Annotated in this window: 17 protein-coding genes; 7 read left to right on the top strand and 10 right to left on the bottom strand. The window is 33.7% G+C overall.

Translation table 11 applies throughout. From position 1 onward, the window contains the following. Positions 1–292 precede the first annotated feature (292 nt). Positions 293–493 (bottom strand): hypothetical protein, encoded by a 201-nt coding sequence (locus tag QWY92_RS13070; protein WP_290271997.1) that lies wholly within the window; start codon positions 491–493, stop codon positions 293–295. Positions 494–766: 273 nt separating this feature from the next. After that, on the bottom strand, positions 767–1,669 hold the full coding sequence (locus QWY92_RS13065; protein WP_290271995.1) for a LysR family transcriptional regulator: 903 nt from the start codon (positions 1,667–1,669) through the stop codon (positions 767–769). Positions 1,670–1,762: 93 nt separating this feature from the next. Between QWY92_RS13065 and QWY92_RS13060 the strand changes: the two genes are divergently transcribed. Both QWY92_RS13060 and QWY92_RS13055 read left to right on the top strand, forming a co-directional pair. After that, complete coding sequence (locus tag QWY92_RS13060; protein ID WP_290271993.1) at positions 1,763–2,359, top strand: NAD(P)H-dependent oxidoreductase; 597 nt, start codon at positions 1,763–1,765, stop codon at positions 2,357–2,359. A 467-nt stretch (positions 2,360–2,826) separates the two neighbouring features. Beyond that, positions 2,827–3,822 carry a DnaJ-like cysteine-rich domain-containing protein gene (locus tag QWY92_RS13055; protein WP_290271990.1) on the top strand — a complete coding sequence of 332 codons (996 nt, stop codon included), beginning with the start codon at positions 2,827–2,829 and terminating at the stop codon, positions 3,820–3,822. A gap of 643 nt (positions 3,823–4,465) precedes the next feature. Here QWY92_RS13055 and acs read toward each other — a convergent pair. From acs to QWY92_RS13040, 3 genes are all read right to left on the bottom strand, one after another. Further along, the gene (gene acs, locus QWY92_RS13050; RefSeq protein WP_290271987.1) at positions 4,466–6,373 is read right to left on the bottom strand and encodes an acetate--CoA ligase; all 1,908 of its coding nucleotides are present in this window, start codon (positions 6,371–6,373) and stop codon (positions 4,466–4,468) included. 163 nt (positions 6,374–6,536) lie between these two features. Beyond that, positions 6,537–6,893 (bottom strand): DUF779 domain-containing protein, encoded by a 357-nt coding sequence (locus tag QWY92_RS13045; protein WP_290271985.1) that lies wholly within the window; start codon positions 6,891–6,893, stop codon positions 6,537–6,539. A 79-nt stretch (positions 6,894–6,972) separates the two neighbouring features. Then, positions 6,973–8,472, bottom strand: coding sequence for an aldehyde dehydrogenase family protein (locus tag QWY92_RS13040; protein WP_290271982.1), 1,500 nt, complete (start codon positions 8,470–8,472; stop codon positions 6,973–6,975). 233 nt (positions 8,473–8,705) lie between these two features. On the opposite strand from QWY92_RS13040, the gene QWY92_RS13035 reads away from it, so the two are divergent. Continuing rightward, a complete protein-coding gene (locus QWY92_RS13035) occupies positions 8,706–9,623 on the top strand; it encodes an AraC family transcriptional regulator (RefSeq protein ID WP_290271979.1) in 918 nt (305 codons plus the stop codon). 366 nt (positions 9,624–9,989) lie between these two features. Here QWY92_RS13035 and QWY92_RS13030 read toward each other — a convergent pair whose 3' ends face one another. Continuing rightward, on the bottom strand, positions 9,990–11,225 hold the full coding sequence (locus tag QWY92_RS13030) for an ABC transporter permease (RefSeq protein WP_290271976.1): 1,236 nt from the start codon (positions 11,223–11,225) through the stop codon (positions 9,990–9,992). An 8-nt stretch (positions 11,226–11,233) separates the two neighbouring features. Between QWY92_RS13030 and QWY92_RS13025 the strand changes: the two genes are divergently transcribed. Continuing rightward, entirely contained in the window at positions 11,234–12,496 is a 1,263-nt protein-coding gene (locus QWY92_RS13025) for an exo-beta-N-acetylmuramidase NamZ family protein (protein ID WP_290271975.1), read from the top strand. A 13-nt stretch (positions 12,497–12,509) separates the two neighbouring features. Here QWY92_RS13025 and QWY92_RS13020 read toward each other — a convergent pair whose 3' ends face one another. The 3 genes from QWY92_RS13020 to QWY92_RS13010 form a co-directional block, all read right to left on the bottom strand. Then, positions 12,510–13,328 (bottom strand): glycerophosphodiester phosphodiesterase family protein, encoded by an 819-nt coding sequence (locus QWY92_RS13020; protein WP_290271974.1) that lies wholly within the window; start codon positions 13,326–13,328, stop codon positions 12,510–12,512. 40 nt (positions 13,329–13,368) lie between these two features. Continuing rightward, positions 13,369–14,208, bottom strand: a complete 840-nt coding sequence (locus QWY92_RS13015; protein ID WP_290271971.1) for a sterol desaturase family protein — start codon at positions 14,206–14,208, stop codon at positions 13,369–13,371. 106 nt (positions 14,209–14,314) lie between these two features. Beyond that, the gene (locus QWY92_RS13010; protein ID WP_290271970.1) at positions 14,315–14,809 is read right to left on the bottom strand and encodes a YkgJ family cysteine cluster protein; all 495 of its coding nucleotides are present in this window, start codon (positions 14,807–14,809) and stop codon (positions 14,315–14,317) included. A 64-nt stretch (positions 14,810–14,873) separates the two neighbouring features. Here QWY92_RS13010 and QWY92_RS13005 point away from each other — a divergent pair, with 64 nt between their 5' ends. Further along, a complete protein-coding gene (locus tag QWY92_RS13005; protein ID WP_290271968.1) occupies positions 14,874–15,575 on the top strand; it encodes a class I SAM-dependent methyltransferase in 702 nt (233 codons plus the stop codon). Between the two features lie 304 nt (positions 15,576–15,879). Here the strand turns inward: QWY92_RS13005 and QWY92_RS13000 are convergent, their stop codons facing one another. Next, positions 15,880–16,218 (bottom strand): DUF4870 domain-containing protein, encoded by a 339-nt coding sequence (locus QWY92_RS13000; protein WP_290271966.1) that lies wholly within the window; start codon positions 16,216–16,218, stop codon positions 15,880–15,882. A 168-nt stretch (positions 16,219–16,386) separates the two neighbouring features. Here QWY92_RS13000 and QWY92_RS12995 point away from each other — a divergent pair, with 168 nt between their 5' ends. After that, complete coding sequence (locus QWY92_RS12995; RefSeq protein ID WP_290271964.1) at positions 16,387–17,163, top strand: DUF3108 domain-containing protein; 777 nt, start codon at positions 16,387–16,389, stop codon at positions 17,161–17,163. A 52-nt stretch (positions 17,164–17,215) separates the two neighbouring features. Continuing rightward, positions 17,216–17,758, top strand: a complete 543-nt coding sequence (locus QWY92_RS12990; RefSeq protein ID WP_290271963.1) for a hypothetical protein — start codon at positions 17,216–17,218, stop codon at positions 17,756–17,758. Positions 17,759–17,847 lie beyond the last annotated feature (89 nt).

Raw genomic sequence — 17,847 nt, 5'->3', positions numbered from 1 at the left:
CTTTCGATTGTTCCTTAGAAGGCATATAAATAAATTGTAGGTAGACGAGTATATGTTTTCTAACGTGTTTCTTTATTAAGACTGCGTTTTTGAGTGCAAAGGCTTTCGTAAACTACCTAAAACCAGAAAATTATCCACGCACGGTATTCTAAGCCGTTTTTATTCCGCTAATTTTTCTTTCAGTTTATCAATTCCACAAACTTGTTAAATTCCGTTTGAGTAATAACTCCCAAAGAGTAAATTCGGCATTTTTTTCCAATTCAGAGTATTTTATTCAATCGTTTTAATTTTATTATTTTGCAGAATTTTTATTTTTCATGCTTTTTTGGTTTTTCTTCCATTTGCCTGATACAAATACACTATATATTGTTAATGTAACTCCAAGAATTAGAGCGCTATATTGTAAAATTTTGTATTCTTTCAAAATTGTTAATCCAAGAGTTGTAAACATCAATCCTATTACCATAAAGATCGTTCCATTATTCTTTTTCATTTCTTGTAAGTTAGTGTTCAAGGTATAAGTAGAGCAAATTATTAATATGTTACAATGTACGTGCTCTTAAATTGCGTAGAACCGTTGGTGTATGAAACGTAGCGTATAAATATACGATAACTCTAAGATTAGCACCGAGTCGAATTTTTACATTTTGTTTTTATCTTTATTTTTCTACAAGCCAAATTTTAAAATTTGGCGGACTCTGCAAATACGCACGAACCTTAGATAAATCAATTACTAGCCATGTTTTATACACGTGTTATACTACGTTTATTTCATTTTTGATGTAAATATAGTCTTAATTGTATCTAATTCTTTTTTGTATTTCAAATCTGTTCTTGATGCAAAATATAAGGTGTTTTCAGTTTTTACTTTTCCTTCCCAAACTAAATTTATTTCGTTTCTTAAAATTTGTTCTTGGCATAAAAAATCTGGAACTAATGCAAGTCCGTTTCCATTGTTTAAACATCTTATAATAGAAGTAATATTTGGTAAAATATAGTTCGGTTTAAAGGCCGGTTTCTTATTAAAATTCTCAAACCAAAAACGTCTAAAATGTTCCATTTCGTTTGATGAGCTATACCAAATATTTTGAAACAGCACCTCCTCTAACTTATTGAAATCATTTGATTTAATGTGGTTTTGAATTTGAGTTGTATCTGTTTTATTTCCTGCTATTAAAACGATTCTTTCTTTTGAAAAAGGAATATATTCAACCAACGATTTTTTTTCATTCTGTTTTTTAGGTGTTATTACCAAATCTAAAATGCCATTATTTAGGTCTTTTATTAAATCTATATGTGATCCAAATCTAGCTACTAGGTCGAAGTCTAGCTTGGTAATTTCGGGTTCAATAATAAGTTGAAACATTTCAGAGCACATTCCTATATTTAAAGATGGATTTTTTTCTTGCGTGGTTTTCTTAAAATGCTGTTCTGCTATTTCAAGTTTTTTTAAAGACTCAATAATATATTCATATAAAAATTTCCCATCCTCTGTTGGAATCATTTTTCTGGAAGTACGTTCAAATAGCTTTTTCCCAACATAAGCTTCTAGTGCATTTAAGTGGACACTAACTCCGGGTTGAGAAGCATATAAAGCAATAGAAGCTTTAGTTAAAGTTCCGTTTTCATATATTTCTTTAAATGTTCTGTACCATTCTAAATTTACCATAACTATTAAAATATTTATACAAAGGTATGATTTGTATTATTTTTACAATAACATATATAGCTTTAATTTCGCCTCAAACTAAATAAGATACAAATGAAAAATATATTTATAATTAATGGAGGTCATCCCTTTGCACATTCTGGAGGAAGATTTAACGAAACACTTTTCAATACCACTAAATCATATTTTGATACGCTTAAGGAATTTGAGGTGAAATTTACTCAAGTAGGCGACAATTATGATGTAAAAGAAGAAGTTGAAAAATTTAAGTGGGCAGATGTAGTGATTTATCATACGCCAATTTGGTGGTTTCAAATACCGTTTGGATTTAAAAAATATATAGATGAAGTTTTTACGGAAGGCCATCAAAATGGAATTTATGCCAGTGATGGAAGAAGTAGAAAAAATCCAAACATCAATTACGGGACTGGCGGGTTAATGCACGGAAAAAAATATATACTTACTACAAGTTGGAATGCACCAAAGACGGCATTTACTTTAGAAAATGAATTTTTTAATCAAAAAAGCGTAGATGAAGGTGTTATGTTTGGGTTTCATAGAATGAATGCTTTTACAGGAATGGAATTGTTAGCAACACATCATTTTCACGATATGGAAAAAAATGCAGATGTTCCTTTTGAATTGGATAATTACAGTACGTTTTTAAATGATTTAATGCTTAATTTGTAATTATCTCGTTTGGTTGCAAAAAGCAGCACAATGGTTACCTATAAGAATAGCGCCATGTTTGTGTGCATGGTATTTTTTATCCGTCTTATTTTACGAAAGATATGCGGCTAAATTTAGAAACCTGAGAGTTTTCTAGCACGAGCAAAGTCAGTCGCACGTAACAGTGGCGTTTTGAATTGTCTGAAGTCCGTTGAGTGGGATTTAAGGGATTAATTTTAAACCACTTTTGAGTAGTTTTTATTTTACCAGAGCTGAGTGAGCCATGAATATCAACGTGTTTATGTATGGTTAGTTGCGTAAAAGTACAGGATTCATTTTCTGCAATACAATATAATTAAATGTACACAAAGATCGTCGTCTTAGCCGGCAGAAGCAATTAATTATACATGGTGTTGGCAGTAGTTTTTATTCTTGTAGTTTTTTAAAATTTCTTATATTAGCCTAATATTAAGTAAATTATGAATACAATGAGAACATATATTCTTACATCTTTTTTTAGTTTAATATTTGTTTTTATTGCCACAGCACAACAATGTGACCTTTGTAATGGTGGAGGTGAAATTGATTGTCATGTATGTGAAGGAACAAGAACTTATAAAGATTCAAAAACTCCTTGTCATAATTGTAGATTTGGTTATACAAAATCAGAAGCATCTGGAAAAGAAAAATGTTGGAAATGTCAAGGAACTGGGGATTTAAAATATTATAACAAAACCAATAATCCTAATTATAGTTTAACTCAAACTTTTAATCTTTTCAAAGATGCACAAAATATTGCGAATCAAATTGAACGAGGAAGAAGACTATGTTTTAAAATACAGAAAGCTGAATACGCAGATAAAAGAGCAATCGATGACAAAGTTGAATTACTTGATAGTTTATCAGCTAATTATTTTGCTGAAATAAGAACATATTTTCCAAAAAGAACTAGACATCAAGTTTTACCAGAAGATAGTTATGAGTTACAACCTCCAAAAAAAACATCCTATAGATATCTAACAAATGTAACCCACCCAAGAAGAAGAACTACTATAGAAATTATTTGTAATCCATTTAAAACATATAAAAAGCAGAATTATGAAGCAACTATTTCATTATTAAATAAAACTTCAGGAGAAAGAAGAATAATAGAAGCACAAGGAATAGTAGACGATTTTAATTTATTTGCAAATGATTTAGTCTATCCAATAAAAACTTTTTTGAGTGTTACTTTTTATGCAAAAAAATTTAAAGCTGGAGAAGAGTACTTCATAGAAAAAGTAATTATTGATAATAAAGAATTTAATATAAATCAAACAATTAATATTTTATCAAAAAATGATTTCCTGGAATATGTTGGCTGTCCTCGAAGTAGTCGTTGCTATAGAGATAATAACAATATGGTATTAAGGGCTTATAATGATTGGAGGACAAGTCTTTATTACGGATACATAGTTGAAGATTTTAGTGAAAAACATAAATAAAGATGAGTTATGTAAGCACATATAACTATGTCTTTAAGTTTTTAAAGCTTATTAGAGATTTAATCTTTAATGTATTTAGTTAAAATAAAGTATGAGAGTACAAAAAAATTTGAGCTAAAACTGGCTTATTGGTTGCCTCAAATTACTGACAACATAAGTATATAGATACTATTAACTATATATCTATTTTATGATTAATAATACCTTTTATTAAGGTCTTAAAGCTATTCATTTATTTTTAAATGATGTATCGTTTAGACTTCAATATGAAATCATAAGCTAAATCCATCATTTAGAAATTATTTAGGGAAGAAAATGTTTTTAAAGATATTAAAAGTTGATGAAAAAAAAGATATCAAATAGAATAATTCAACATATAATTCAGTAAAACTATTAAATCTCAAGTTTTCGATTCAACTTAATAACCTGTTATAGACAGTATACATGTTATTTTAATTCCTTTATTTAGGTTACAATAAGCTTCAAACAAACCCCCACGCACACTAAAATCAATAAAAAAGCCGCAAACCTCATACACTTCAGTTTTCTAAAAAACTTCAGCATATAAACTTGCGACTCTCTTTTTATTACAAAATATTACAGCATATATTCTGTAATATATTTTCTATTTACATAGATTAAACTACAGCACGTTATCCATAATTTCTTGAACAACCTCTGGGTTTAATAATGTACTTGTATCTCCTAAGTTGCTAGTATCCTTACTTGCTATTTTACGTAAAATACGTCTCATAATTTTGCCCGAACGTGTTTTTGGTAATCCAACGGTAAACTGAATTTTATCTAGTTTCGCGATTGGACCAATAGATTCGGTAATCATTTGATTAATTTCTTTTCTTAGGTTATTATGATCTCTGGTTTCACCAAAATCCTTCAGAATAACATAACCATAAAGTGCGTTTCCTTTAATATCGTGTGGAAAACCAACAATAGCCGACTCTGCAACTGCTGGATGCTCGTTAACCGCATCTTCTATAGGTGCAGTTCCAAGATTATGCCCCGAAACGATAATAACATCGTCTACACGACCTGTAATTCTGTAATAGCCAACCTCATCACGTAAGGCTCCATCGCCTGTAAAATATTTGTTTTCGTAAGCCGAAAAGTATGTGTCTTTATATCGTTGATGATTTCCCCAAATGGTTCTAGCCATACTTGGCCAAGGGAATTTTATACACAAACGCCCGTCGACTTGATTGCCTTTTAACTCCTGTCCTTCTTCATCCATTAAAGCCGGTTGAATACCAATAAACGGTAACGTGGCATACGTTGGTTTTGTTGGTGTTACAAACGGAATTGGGCTAATCATAATTCCGCCAGTTTCTGTTTGCCACCATGTATCAACAATCGGACTTTTCTTTTTCCCAACATTATCATTATACCAGTGCCAAGCTTCTTCGTTTATAGGCTCGCCTACCGAACCAAGCACTTTTAATGATGATAAATCGTATTTTTCTACTAATTCTACGCCTTGTTTTGCCAATGCTCTAATAGCGGTTGGTGCGGTGTAAAATTGATTCACTTTGTGTTTTTCTACAATTTCCCAAAAGCGTCCAAAATCTGGATAACTCGGTACACCTTCAAACAAAACGGTTGTAGCGCCATTTGTTAACGGACCATAAAGAATGTAACTGTGACCAGTAATCCAACCAATATCGGCAGTACACCAATACACATCGTTTTCTTTATATTGAAAAATATTTTTAAATGTATAAGCCGTGTAAACCATATATCCGGCGGTGGTATGCACCATACCTTTTGGTTTTCCGGTAGAACCCGACGTATATAAAATAAACAACGGATCTTCGGCATTCATAACCTCAGCTTTACATACAGTTGAAGCTTCTTCTAAAAGGGGTTGCAACCATTGGTCGCGCCCAGCTTCCATATGGATATCTGTATTAATTCGTTTGGCCACCAAAACATTTTTAATGCCTGGGCAACTCTCTAAAGCTTCGTCTACAATACCTTTTAAATCTATGGTTTTTGAGCCACGGTAAGAACCGTCGCTAGTAATTACTATTTTACAATCGGAATCGTTTATTCTAGTAGATAATGCTGTAGCAGAAAACCCTGCAAATACCACCGAATGAATAGCTCCAATTCTAGCACAGGCTAAAGTTGCAATCGCTAATTCAGGAATCATTGGTAAGTAAATACAAACGCGATCGCCTTTAGTAATACCTTGACTTTTTAAAACATTGGCAAACTGATTGACACGATCGTGCAATTGATTGTACGTAATATGTTCTGCTGGATCGTTCGGGTTGTTTGGCTCAAATAAAATAGCCGTTTTATCGCCGCGTGTTGGCAAATGCCTATCGATACAGTTTTCTGTAATATTTAATTGTGCGCCTCCAAACCATTTAACTTCAGGCTTTGAAAAATCCCAACTTAAAACTTTATCCCATTTTTTTTGCCACATAAAATGCTCTTCAGCAATTTCTTCCCAAAAATTTTCGGGTTCTCTAACCGATTTTCTATAGACTTGATAATATTCTTCTAAATGTTTTATGTGATAATTACTCATGATGTGTTTTTTAGTTGATTTTTAGCAGAAAAAGTGGGAATTTCCTGCTGATTTCTGTTTTTAAAAAAGTTATTTAGTTCTGTGTTCTAAAATAGCAAAATAATATGTATTTGACTTTAATTTTTGGTTTTGTTAACAAAAAAATATTTAAAATAATTAATTTTTAAACGGTTTTAAAAAATGCTTGTTCGGCTTCTGTAAATAATCGAGAATGAATTAAAAATCGAAGCCCTAAAGGAATTTCTAAAGAGAAACTGGCTCCTCTGCCTTTGGTTACATCTACCGTTAAATGGGTGTGTTTCCAATATTCAAATTGATCTTGATTCATATAAAAATTAACCCCTGCCACCGTGCCCAATAAAATATCGCTTTCATCGAGATACATGTCGTCTTTTTCAAAAATCATAGGTGCCGACCCGTCGCAACAGCCTCCACTTTGGTGAAAAATAAGTTCGCCATGTTTTGCTTTCAATTCTTCTACTACAGCCGCTGCTTCTTTTGTGATTTCTACTCTTTTCATAATTTTTAAATTTAATATTACAAAAAAGGCTGAACACTGCACGGTTCAACCTTTTAAGTCTTAATCTATTAATTTCATTCTAAAAGAAACCTAACTTATTCTTGTCATAAGAAATCAGCATGTTTTTTGTTTGACGATAATAATTCATCATCATCACATGATTTTCACGTCCGAATCCCGATTTTTTATAACCTCCAAACGGCGCGTGTGCTGGGTAAGCGTGATAGCAGTTTACCCAAACACGACCGGCTTTAATAGCTCTAGGAATTTGATATAATTGATGTGCATCGCGTGTCCAAACACCAGCACCTAAACCATAAAGCGTATCATTGGCAATTTCCAACGCTTCGGCTTCATCTTTAAATTTTGTAACACATGCTACGGGACCAAAAATCTCTTCTTGGAAAACGCGCATTTTATTATGACCTTCTAAAATAGTTGGCTGTATGTAAAATCCGTTTGCAAAATCGCCACTTAGTTTTTTAGCATCGCCACCGGTTAACACCTTAGCTCCTTCTTCTTTTCCTATTTTTAAATAAGACTGAATTTTTTCGTATTGATCGTTTGATGCTTGCGCACCAACCATAGTATTTACATCGTAAGGATTATCTTGAATAATGGCATTTGTTCTTGCTACAACACGCTCCATAAAAGCATCATAAATATCTTCTTGTACTAAAATACGGGAAGGACAGGTACAAACTTCACCTTGATTGAAGGCAAATAAAACAGCACCTTCAATGGCTTTATCTAAAAATTCATCGTCATGATCCATAACCGAGTTAAAGAATACATTTGGAGATTTTCCGCCCAATTCCATCGTTACCGGATTTAGGTTTTTAGAGGCATATTGCATAATTAATTGTCCCGTTGTGGTTTCTCCTGTAAAAGCCACCTTATCCACTTTTGGGCTAGATGCTAATGGTTTCCCTGCTTCCGGACCAAAACCATGTACAATATTGAAAACGCCCGGAGGAAATACATCGGCAATTTTCTCCATTAATAATGTGGCCGAAGATGGTGTTTGTTCCGCAGGCTTTAAAACCACACAATTCCCTGTAGCCAAAGCTGGTGGCACTTTCCATGATAACATTAATAAAGGAAAATTCCACGGAATTATTTGCCCAACCACACCTAACGGCTCTTTAATATTCATCGATAAGGTTTTGGAGTCTAACTCGGTAGCACTCCCTTCTTCTGCACGAATACACGCCGCAAAATAACGCCAATGGTCTATCGCTAATGGTATATCGGCATTTAAAGTTTCCCGTATAGGTTTCCCGTTATCACAGGTTTCAACTAGGGCGAATTCTTCAAGATTTTCTTCAATAATATCGGCTACTTTATTCAATAAAGCGGCACGTTCTGCAGCTGGCGTATTTCCCCAAGATTCTTTTGCAGCATTAGCAGCATCGAGCGCCAAGTCTACATCTTCCTTTTGCGATCGCGGATATTTAGAAATTAAAGTATTATCAATAGGCGATGTATTATCAAAATATTGCCCTCCAATTGGCGCAACAAATTTTCCGTTGATAAAATTAGAATACGATTCCTTAAATTTTGGTTTAGAATAACTCATTATGGTCTTATTTAAATTTAGTTGAACATTTACGTTAAGCAACCTTACCGAATAGTCTTCCTGATTTTCACATCATTTTAACATATTCTCATAATTATTATTAATAAATTGCTTAATATTTACATTTCATAAAATTAAACTATCAAATCCGAAAACACTTGAACGTATTTATTATAATAATGAACATATCTATTATTTAACTTTCAACACCTGTTTTTTTTGTACTATTAATTATGAGCCAACTACTAAACCACCACAGAAGCATTAGAAAACTCACCACTTTGGTTGAAAACAGAACCACTTATAATGCCGATTATGCCGAATTAAATATATACGAAACACACGCTTACGCAGAACAAGTAGCGCTCAAATTCGATTTCCCTATAATTGCGAGCATGCTTACCGGAAAAAAAGTAATGCATATTGATGGGCTAGAATCTTTCGATTTTTTCCCTGGAGAATCTGTTGTTATGCCTACCGGAAAAGAAATGGTCATCGACTTCCCCTTAGCCACAATGGATAATCCAACCCAATGTTTAGCCTTAGGTATTGACGACCATAAAATTAACGAGGTGGTCGAAAAATTTAATCACCAAGTCGCCATAGAAAATGAAAACAACACATGGCAACTCGATCAAAACGCCTCGCACCTTATTAATAACACCGATGTAAACCATTTGGTAAAACGCCTAGTTTACACCTTTACCAATAACAACACCTCGAAAGATGTGCTACTCGATTTAATGATACAAGAGCTCATTGTTCGGTTATTGCAAACCAAAGCCAAATCGTTTATCCTTAACGACACCGATTCTTTTTTAAACGACACCCGCATCGGGATGGCAATAAAATTTATAAAAAACAACCTCACCAATAAAGATATTAGTGTCGATTTGCTCGCAAAAAAAGCGTGTATGAGCACCTCACATTTTCATAAAAAATTTAAAAACACACTCGGCATTTCTCCTATAGATTACATAAATTCCGAAAAAATAAAGTTCTCTAAAAAACTCATTAAAGAACGCAAAGGCTTCCGCATGTCCGAAATTGCATTTAAATCCGGCTTTAACAATACCAGTTATTTTAACCGTCAATTTAAAAAAATGGAAATGATAACGCCGCAGCAATTTCAAGCCTCTATTAGTAAATAAAACTTCAATATTTTTTGGGCGTTACCTTGCAGGTCGGGCTTTCGCTACTCAATCTTTTTGTTTTTTTAAGAAAACAAAAAGGATTTCAAACATGCCGCTCAATCCCTAACGCGAGCACATCCGCCAAAGTAAAGACCATCTTAAAAAATAAATTAGGTTTGCTTTTATGCACTTACATTATATAAACCAAATCTCGGCAAACACACCCGCGTTAGGGATTGATGCGGCATCCTTTTTTTCTTTAAGATTGAGAAACAGTACTAAAAAGCAACACGAACCTTCGTCATATAAACATACCGAAAATACACCTTAAAAAAAGATATAGCGGAAAGCCCGCCCTTTAGGGAACGCCCAAAACACAAAATTTTACTGAAACCTAATGGCCTTTACAGGCGATATTTTCGTGATGATGTACGACGGCACTAAAAGCATGAGTAAACATAGGACTAGCGTGCCAATATTAAGCGCGACAATGTAACCTAAACTGATATAAACCGGTGCTTCGGACACATAATACACACTAGGGTCGAGTGGAAAAAGTTTGAAGTATTTTTGCGCAAAAAGCAGCCCTAAACCAATGAGATTCCCCCAAAATAAACCGAGTAAAATAAGGTATGAGGCGTTGTAAATAAAGAGTTTACGAATACTCCAATTATTACTTCCTAGGGCTTTTAAAATCCCTATCATTTGGGTGCGCTCGAGAATTAAAACGAGTAGCGCCGTAATCATGTTAATGCCGGCCACGAGAATCATGATGCCGATAATGCCATAAATGTTTTTATCGAATATTTTAATCCATTCGAAAATGGAATAATATTTTGTAGTTACAGTAGCAGTATTAAGGGTTGATGGTGTGTTTTGGTAGATTTCCACACCAATTTCATCAAGTTGGCTATAGTCGGAAATGAAAACCTCGAAGTTACCAATTTGGTCGTTTTCCCAATTATTGATACGCTGAATGTGTCGAATATTTCCTAATAAATATTGCTTATCTAAGTCTTGAAATCCAGAATTATAAATACCAACCACGTTAAAGGTGATGATATTTGGCGGCTTTTCGATATCATTTTTAGCAAATACCATTTGGAATTTGTCGCCTACTTTAAAGCCTAATCGATTGGATAAATATTGCGATACTAAAACTTCTTCGCTCCATTTTTTTGTAAAGGTTGGTAACTCGCCTTCTATAAGAAATTCTTTGAAATAGCTCCAGTCGAAATCTTGACCTACGCCTTTAAAAACAGCACCTTCGAAATCGGTTTCGGTTCTAATAACACCAAATTTTGTAGCAACACCTTGAATGTGTTTTATACCTGAAACACTATTAAATTCTGGATAAAAATCTTGATTCGTGGAAATTGGCACGATACTTTCTTGTGAGTTATTGCTATCGAAATTGCTTATGGTAACATGCCCGTTGAAAGCCACTACTTTGTCTCTAATTTTTTGTTGCAAACCAATACCGGTGGCAATGGCAATCATCATAACAACAATACCGATAGCAATAGCGGCAATACCAATTTTTATTATTGGTGCCGATATACTACTTTTATACGCTTTACTGCCTATAATACGTTTGGCTAAAAAAAACTCGTAATTCAAAATTTACTATGCGATTAAATATTTTCAAAAATACAGTTTTATTATTTGTTTTGGTCATGATTTCTTGTGCAAACACATCGAAATCTAAAGATAGAAGCTCTCTTACTGAAATAGAAACTGTAGAAACCATTGATTCAGCCATCGAAATTAAGCAGCAACCAGAAATCGCCCCTATTTTAGTTGGCGCTAACCAAACCGAAATTTACTTGCCGCTTTTACAAGGAAAGCGTGTAGGTATTGTTGCCAACCAAACGAGTGTTATTTTTAAAGGTAAAACACACACACATTTAGTAGATTCTTTATTGGCTTTAAACATCAATATTAAATCTGTTTTTGCGCCAGAACACGGTTTTAGAGGCACTGCAGATGCTGGCGAAGTGATAAAAGACGGTGTAGATGTAAAAACCAACTTACCCATTGTATCACTTTACGGAAAAAACAAAAAGCCATCAGTCGAACAACTTAAAGGTTTGGATATTGTTATTTTTGATATTCAAGATGTGGGCGCTCGATTTTACACTTACATTTCGAGTTTGCACTATGTTATGGAGGCTTGTGCCGAACAAAACATTCCGGTTTTAATTTTAGACAGACCGAACCCAAACGGGCATTATATCGATGGTCCGATTTTAGAAAAAGCGCATACCAGTTTTATTGGCATGCACCCAATTCCTGTGGTTCATGGCATGACTATCGGCGAATATGCCGAAATGATTAATGGAGAGAAATGGTTAAAAAATGGTGTACAATGTGCGTTAAAAGTGATTCCTATTAAAAATTATAATAACAAGCTTCCTTATAGTTTACCTATAAAACCGAGTCCGAACTTACCAAACGACAAAGCCATTAACCTCTACTCTAGTTTATGCTTTTTTGAAGGTACAAATGTAAGCGCCGGCCGTGGCACAGAAAAACAATTTCAGATATTTGGAAGTCCGTTTTTAAATGCAAATGCTTATCATTTTAGATTTACACCAAAACCAAACCATGGCGCGAAATACCCAAAGCACGATGGTAAATTATGTTATGGCACAGATTTAACTCAGGCCGAAAACTTAAACGCGTTGAATTTATCTTGGCTGATTGGTGCTTATAAAAACACTAAAAATAAAGCTGATTTTTTTACATCATTTTTCACAAAACTTGCAGGAACTACTACGCTTCAAAAACAAATTGAATCGGGTTTAAGCGAAGCTGAAATAAGAGCAACTTGGAAAAATGGATTAGACGCTTTTAGTAAAACACGTGCATCGTATTTAATGTATCCATAGGTTATTTTAGAACTTAATTGCTCAACAAGTTTATAAGTTTATCCGGATAATCCGTGATAATACCATCAACTTTATAATCCAAAACGGTTTGCATTTCCGACACCGTATTTACGGTCCATGGAATAACTTTGAAATTTTTAGCCTGTAGATTTTTAACTACTTTTAGATCTAATAATTTGTAATACGGACTTATAATTTCGGGTAAAAAATGAAGTTGGTTAATTTTTTCTTGAATATCCTCATCTTCTTCCACTAAAAGCGCCAAAGGCATATTGGGAGATTGCTTTTTTATTTCTTCTAAAATACGCACATCAAAACTTTGTAAATTGGTTTGGTTGACCATATTATTGTCTTCAATTACTTTTAAAACCAAACGGACAAATTCTTTCGGGATAGGTGTAAAAACCCTATCATATTTTGGTTCAGCTTTTATTTCAATATTGAATTTTATATTTGGGTTTAAATCTTTTACAACTTTAAAAACGTTATCCAAAGCGGGTTTATGAGCTTCTATCTTTTGTTGTTCCGGAAAATTAGGATGCTGTTTTAAACCACAATCAAATTGCTTTATGGTTTCAAAAGTCATTTGATAGAGATTATATTTTTCACCTTCAGAATCTGGAATTTCTTGCCCTTCGGGATCTAAGCAAATTAACGGATTCATATAAGGTTCGTGAGATACAACAACGACGTTATCTTTAGATATAGCCACATCTAACTCTAAAGTATCCACACCTAATTCTACAGCTTTCAGAAACGCTGGCATGGTGTTTTCGGGTAGTAATCCACGGCAACCCCGATGCCCTTGAATGTCTGGTTTCTGAGTTTTCATATGGCGTATAATTTCAAAACTAAACTACAAAAAAAAACAACTAATCTTCCTCATGGATTATAGTTGGGCGTCCATATTTCTGAAAAGGTTGTTTTAGCAATGCTTTAATGTTGCCGTTTGCGTTTTCATCAGGAAAAACATCAACGCCATACGTTAGTTTATCGCGATCGAGCTCCATGTAAGTCCCTAAAATTCGATCCCAAACCGAGAAAATATTGCCGTAGTTAGAATCTGTATAAGGCAACATATAATGATGGTGTACTTTATGCATATCTGGAGACACCAAAATATAACTTATTATTTTATCAACGCGTTTTGGCAATTTAATATTAGCATGTGTAAATTGCGTTGCAACTAACGACATAGATTGATATAACATCACGATACCAATAGGCGCACCAATAATAAAAACACCTAGCAGGGTAAATATAAAGCGAATAACACTTTCTAAAGGGTGATGCCTATTTGCTGTGGTTGTATCTACTTTATGATCGGAATGATGTACCAAATGCACCATCCATAAAACACTTACTTTATGCTCTATAAAATGCGCTAAATAGGCTCCAAAAAAATCCATTAAAAACACACCTAAAAGGATGTAAACACCTAAAGGCATTTCGGGTAACCAATTTAAAATACCGAAATTATTAGCCATCACCCAGTCGGATGAATTTAAAAGCAAAAAGGCCAATGCAAAATTTATAATTACGGTAGTTAACGTGAAAAAAATATTGGGCCAAGCATGTTGCCACTTTTTGTAATCGAACTTAAACAACGGCACGGCACTTTCCAAAATCCAGAAAAAAGCCAAACCACCGACCAAAATTAAACTACGGTGTGATGATGGTATGGTTTCGAAATAATTTAAAAACGTTTCCAAAATTTTGAAAGATTAGTGTTTTTAAAGATAGTAAAAAAACATAGCATACTAATAAGGCGCGCTCCTCCTAGTAAATTGAGAAATATAAAAACAACTAAAGTTACACTTACACCTTGATACGTTTTTTCATGGCTTCAACAATATTAAATGCTGCTGGGCAGATAGCCACGTTTTTAAGTGTTAAATGTGATATTTGCTGAAACTTACTTCTATCCGTGTGCGGAAACTCTCGGCACGCTTTAGGACGCACATCATAAATAGAACAATAATTATCGGCCCCTAAAAAAGTGCAAGGCACACTTTTAAGCACATAATCATTGTCCTCATCAATTCGTAAATATTGATCTATAAATTTTTGAGTTTTCATTCTGAAATGTTTGGCTACACGATCTACATCTTTATCGGTAAACAGCGGACCTGTAGTTTTACAGCAATTGGCACACTCTAAACAATCGGTACGCTTAAATTCGGCCTCATGTAGATCCTGCATTACATAATCTAAATTTTTCGGTGGCTTCTTTTTTAGCTTCGCGAAGAATTTTTTATTCTCGTTATGTGTATCTTTGGCCTGCTTTGGAAGATGATCTATAATGTCTTGCATGCTGCAAAAATAACATTTTAATTTATGCCATTTCCGTCTTATTGGAAATGAAAAACAGTTTTTAATGAAAGATCTTTTCGGACAAGCTTTACTCGATTTTCAAAACGAAAATTACACAGAAGATATTATAACCTCTACCAATATTTCTGATGAAGATGCCTTGCCTATCCCTTACTTATTTCGTGATTTTAAAGACATGCCTAAACTGGAACAACAAGCTTTAAAACTTGCCAAAGGCCATATTTTAGATGTAGGCTGCGGCTCGGGAAGCCACACGTTATATTTACAGAAAAAAGGTTTAAAGGTAAAAGCGATTGACATTTCGGAAGGTGCTATTGAAGTCGCTAAATTACGCGGTGTTTTACATGCTGAAGTCAAAAATATTTTAGATGAAAGCACACGGTTTGACACGCTTTTATTACTAATGAATGGTACTGGAATTTTTCAAGAACTGTCGCAAGTTTCTAAATATTTAACGCATTTGAAAGGTCTACTGAATGATGCTGGTCAAATTTTGATGGATTCGTCGGACATTAAATACATGTACGAAGATGAAGATGGTGGCTATTGGATGGATACAAATGCGAATTACTATGGCGAATTAGACTATTTTCTATCGTATAAAGGTGAAGAAGAAACGCCAATGAAATGGCTTTATTTAGATTTTGAAACCTTAAAACTAGCTTGTGAAACGGTTGGTTTAAATTGTGAACTTATTAAAGATGGTGAACATTTTGATTATTTGGCACGATTGACTTGTGTTTAATTTTTCCGCACCTTGTAATTATTTTGATTGAAAAACCTCGGCTGTAATTTCTCCTTACATATAAAAATGACTACGGACTTGCCCGCGTTAGGGATTGATGCGGCATCCTTTTTTGCTTCTTAGTGATAACGGGAGCTTTTAAAAAGGAAAACTTACTTTAATTATAGACTGAGTGATGTTAATATTACAAAAAAAGATATAGCGGAAAGCCCGACCCTTGTGGTAACGCCCAAATTAGCGCATAAAAAAACGCCCACTAAACAGTGAACGTTTTACATATCTCGCATTAAACTAACTAATAAAATTAAGAGATAAATTGGAATGTGAATGGGTAGGTTGCTGTTTCGCCACGATTTGCTTTTATAGCATTTACAACGGGTAAAATAATTGAAAGCACTCCTAAAACGGCAAAACCTAAAAGGCCTAAACCGAAAACTAAAATAAGCGGCACGCAAACAACAAACCATACAATGAGACTTAATTGAAAGTTGACAATATTTTTACCGTGCGTGTCCATTTGGTGAATTTTATCTTTTTGTGTTATCCACAATATTAGTGGAAGCAACAGACTTCCGAAGCCGGTTACTAAGATTATTAATTGACTTAAATGGGCTAAAACGATAAATTGATTATCTTCTCTCATGATTGTGATTGTTTTTGATTGTTTTGATTGATATACTTATATGACGCTTATACTTACAGATTGTTACAGCACTACCGTTAAATATTTATATTTTAAGTGCTTGATAATATTTTTCATGTTGTATTTTTGGCACAATAAATGATTAATGCCACCTTATAACCTATAATTATGAAAATACGCATGTTACGTTTTACCTTACTTATTACTCTGTTTTTTAGTTTAGCCGTTCAGGCTCAAAATAATGCTGTTGGCACAAATGAGAAATTAGTTTACACAGCCTCGTACAACATGTCGGGTATTTTAACTGATATTGCTCAGGTTACCATGGAAACAGCTAAAGTGAATACTTCGAAAGCGACTTTATTGCGTTTAAAATTCACCGCGATGACTTATAGTAAATGGGATAGTTTTTTTAAAATTAGAGATTTATACGAGAGTTATGTAAGCCCTAAAAGCTTAACACCTTATTTATACAAGCGTGATATTAATGAAGGTGGCTACTACAAAGCCATGAAATACACATTTAGTCATAAAACAAACACGGTTAAATCTGTACAAACCAAGAAAAACAACCAGGTTGAAAATAAAACAGTTTCTATAAATAAGGGCACTAAGGATATTGTTTCTGCATTGTATTACATTCGTCTTTTTGATTATGCAAGCATGAGTAAAGGCAGCAGTAAAAACATTACTATTATTTTTGACCGCAAAGAATTTAACGGAAAAGTAACTTATTTAGGTAAGGAAACCATATCGACTGCCATTGGTTCTAAAGAATGCTACAAACTTTCTGTAGGTGCTGGTAGTGCTAGTGGATTAGAAGGATCGAGCAACTTTTTATGGTTAACTGCCGATGCTAATAAAATTCCGGTTTATGGAAAATTTAAAATTCCTGTTGGTAACGGTGAGCTTAAAATAAAATCGGCTTCGGGTTTAAAAAATTAAATGCTTTAGCGCTTTTGTGTGGCGCCTATCAAAATAATATATTTACATCATTATGAAAAAAATATTCACCATACTTGCCGTTATAGCTTCAGCTCTTGCCATTATATTTTCGGTATTACCGCTCTCTAACTTGGCTGTTTTTCCTGCTATAGCCGCACTAATTTTTGGCTTTATCGCTTTTTACTTGTCTAAAAAAACAGGGAAAATTAATAAGATGATTCAGTTTTCGTTCTTTTTAACCATTGCTGCATTAGTGATTGTTACTTATAAAGCAGTGTTTACAATTACTGAAGTGGCCGACACAGAAATAATTGACGCCAAAGAGCTAGAATCGGAAGAGGAAGCCATGGAAGAACTAGAAGGTTTGGATATTGAAGAATTAGAAATTGATGAAGCAGAGCTGGATTTTGATTCTTCGGAATTAGAGCTAGAACTAGAAGGTGAATCGTTAGAAATTGAAGGCACTGAATTAGAAGTTTCTCCTGAATCAATAGAGACTGAAGGTGAAATACTAGAAATTGATGCCACAGAATTAGAAATAAACGAAGAGGATCTTGAAATAGACGAATCGGATTTAGAAGATATTGATTTTTAAAATAAAGGGCTTTCGGTTTTAAGCACTTATTAAAATCGAAACCCCTTGTTTAGTTATTTACCATGAGTTTATAACACGACATTAAAAAT

Origin of the sequence: Algibacter miyuki (genome assembly GCF_030409805.1) — a bacterium.
Classification (GTDB): domain Bacteria; phylum Bacteroidota; class Bacteroidia; order Flavobacteriales; family Flavobacteriaceae; genus Algibacter; species Algibacter miyuki.
This window is presented reverse-complemented; position numbering and strand designations above follow the sequence as displayed.

What these genes read in the sequence shown, in the direction of transcription:
- QWY92_RS13070 (WP_290271997.1), bottom strand. Translation starts at nt 493, where the DNA reads ATGAAAAAGAATAATGGAACGATCTTTATGGTAATAGGATTGATGTTT.
- QWY92_RS13065 (WP_290271995.1), bottom strand. Translation starts at nt 1,669, where the DNA reads ATGGTAAATTTAGAATGGTACAGAACATTTAAAGAAATATATGAAAAC.
- QWY92_RS13060 (WP_290271993.1), top strand. Translation starts at nt 1,763, where the DNA reads ATGAAAAATATATTTATAATTAATGGAGGTCATCCCTTTGCACATTCT.
- QWY92_RS13055 (WP_290271990.1), top strand. Translation starts at nt 2,827, where the DNA reads ATGAGAACATATATTCTTACATCTTTTTTTAGTTTAATATTTGTTTTT.
- acs (WP_290271987.1), bottom strand. Translation starts at nt 6,373, where the DNA reads ATGAGTAATTATCACATAAAACATTTAGAAGAATATTATCAAGTCTAT.
- QWY92_RS13045 (WP_290271985.1), bottom strand. Translation starts at nt 6,893, where the DNA reads ATGAAAAGAGTAGAAATCACAAAAGAAGCAGCGGCTGTAGTAGAAGAA.
- QWY92_RS13040 (WP_290271982.1), bottom strand. Translation starts at nt 8,472, where the DNA reads ATGAGTTATTCTAAACCAAAATTTAAGGAATCGTATTCTAATTTTATC.
- QWY92_RS13035 (WP_290271979.1), top strand. Translation starts at nt 8,706, where the DNA reads ATGAGCCAACTACTAAACCACCACAGAAGCATTAGAAAACTCACCACT.
- QWY92_RS13025 (WP_290271975.1), top strand. Translation starts at nt 11,234, where the DNA reads ATGCGATTAAATATTTTCAAAAATACAGTTTTATTATTTGTTTTGGTC.
- QWY92_RS13020 (WP_290271974.1), bottom strand. Translation starts at nt 13,328, where the DNA reads ATGAAAACTCAGAAACCAGACATTCAAGGGCATCGGGGTTGCCGTGGA.
- QWY92_RS13010 (WP_290271970.1), bottom strand. Translation starts at nt 14,809, where the DNA reads ATGCAAGACATTATAGATCATCTTCCAAAGCAGGCCAAAGATACACAT.
- QWY92_RS13005 (WP_290271968.1), top strand. Translation starts at nt 14,874, where the DNA reads ATGAAAGATCTTTTCGGACAAGCTTTACTCGATTTTCAAAACGAAAAT.
- QWY92_RS13000 (WP_290271966.1), bottom strand. Translation starts at nt 16,218, where the DNA reads ATGAGAGAAGATAATCAATTTATCGTTTTAGCCCATTTAAGTCAATTA.
- QWY92_RS12995 (WP_290271964.1), top strand. Translation starts at nt 16,387, where the DNA reads ATGAAAATACGCATGTTACGTTTTACCTTACTTATTACTCTGTTTTTT.
- QWY92_RS12990 (WP_290271963.1), top strand. Translation starts at nt 17,216, where the DNA reads ATGAAAAAAATATTCACCATACTTGCCGTTATAGCTTCAGCTCTTGCC.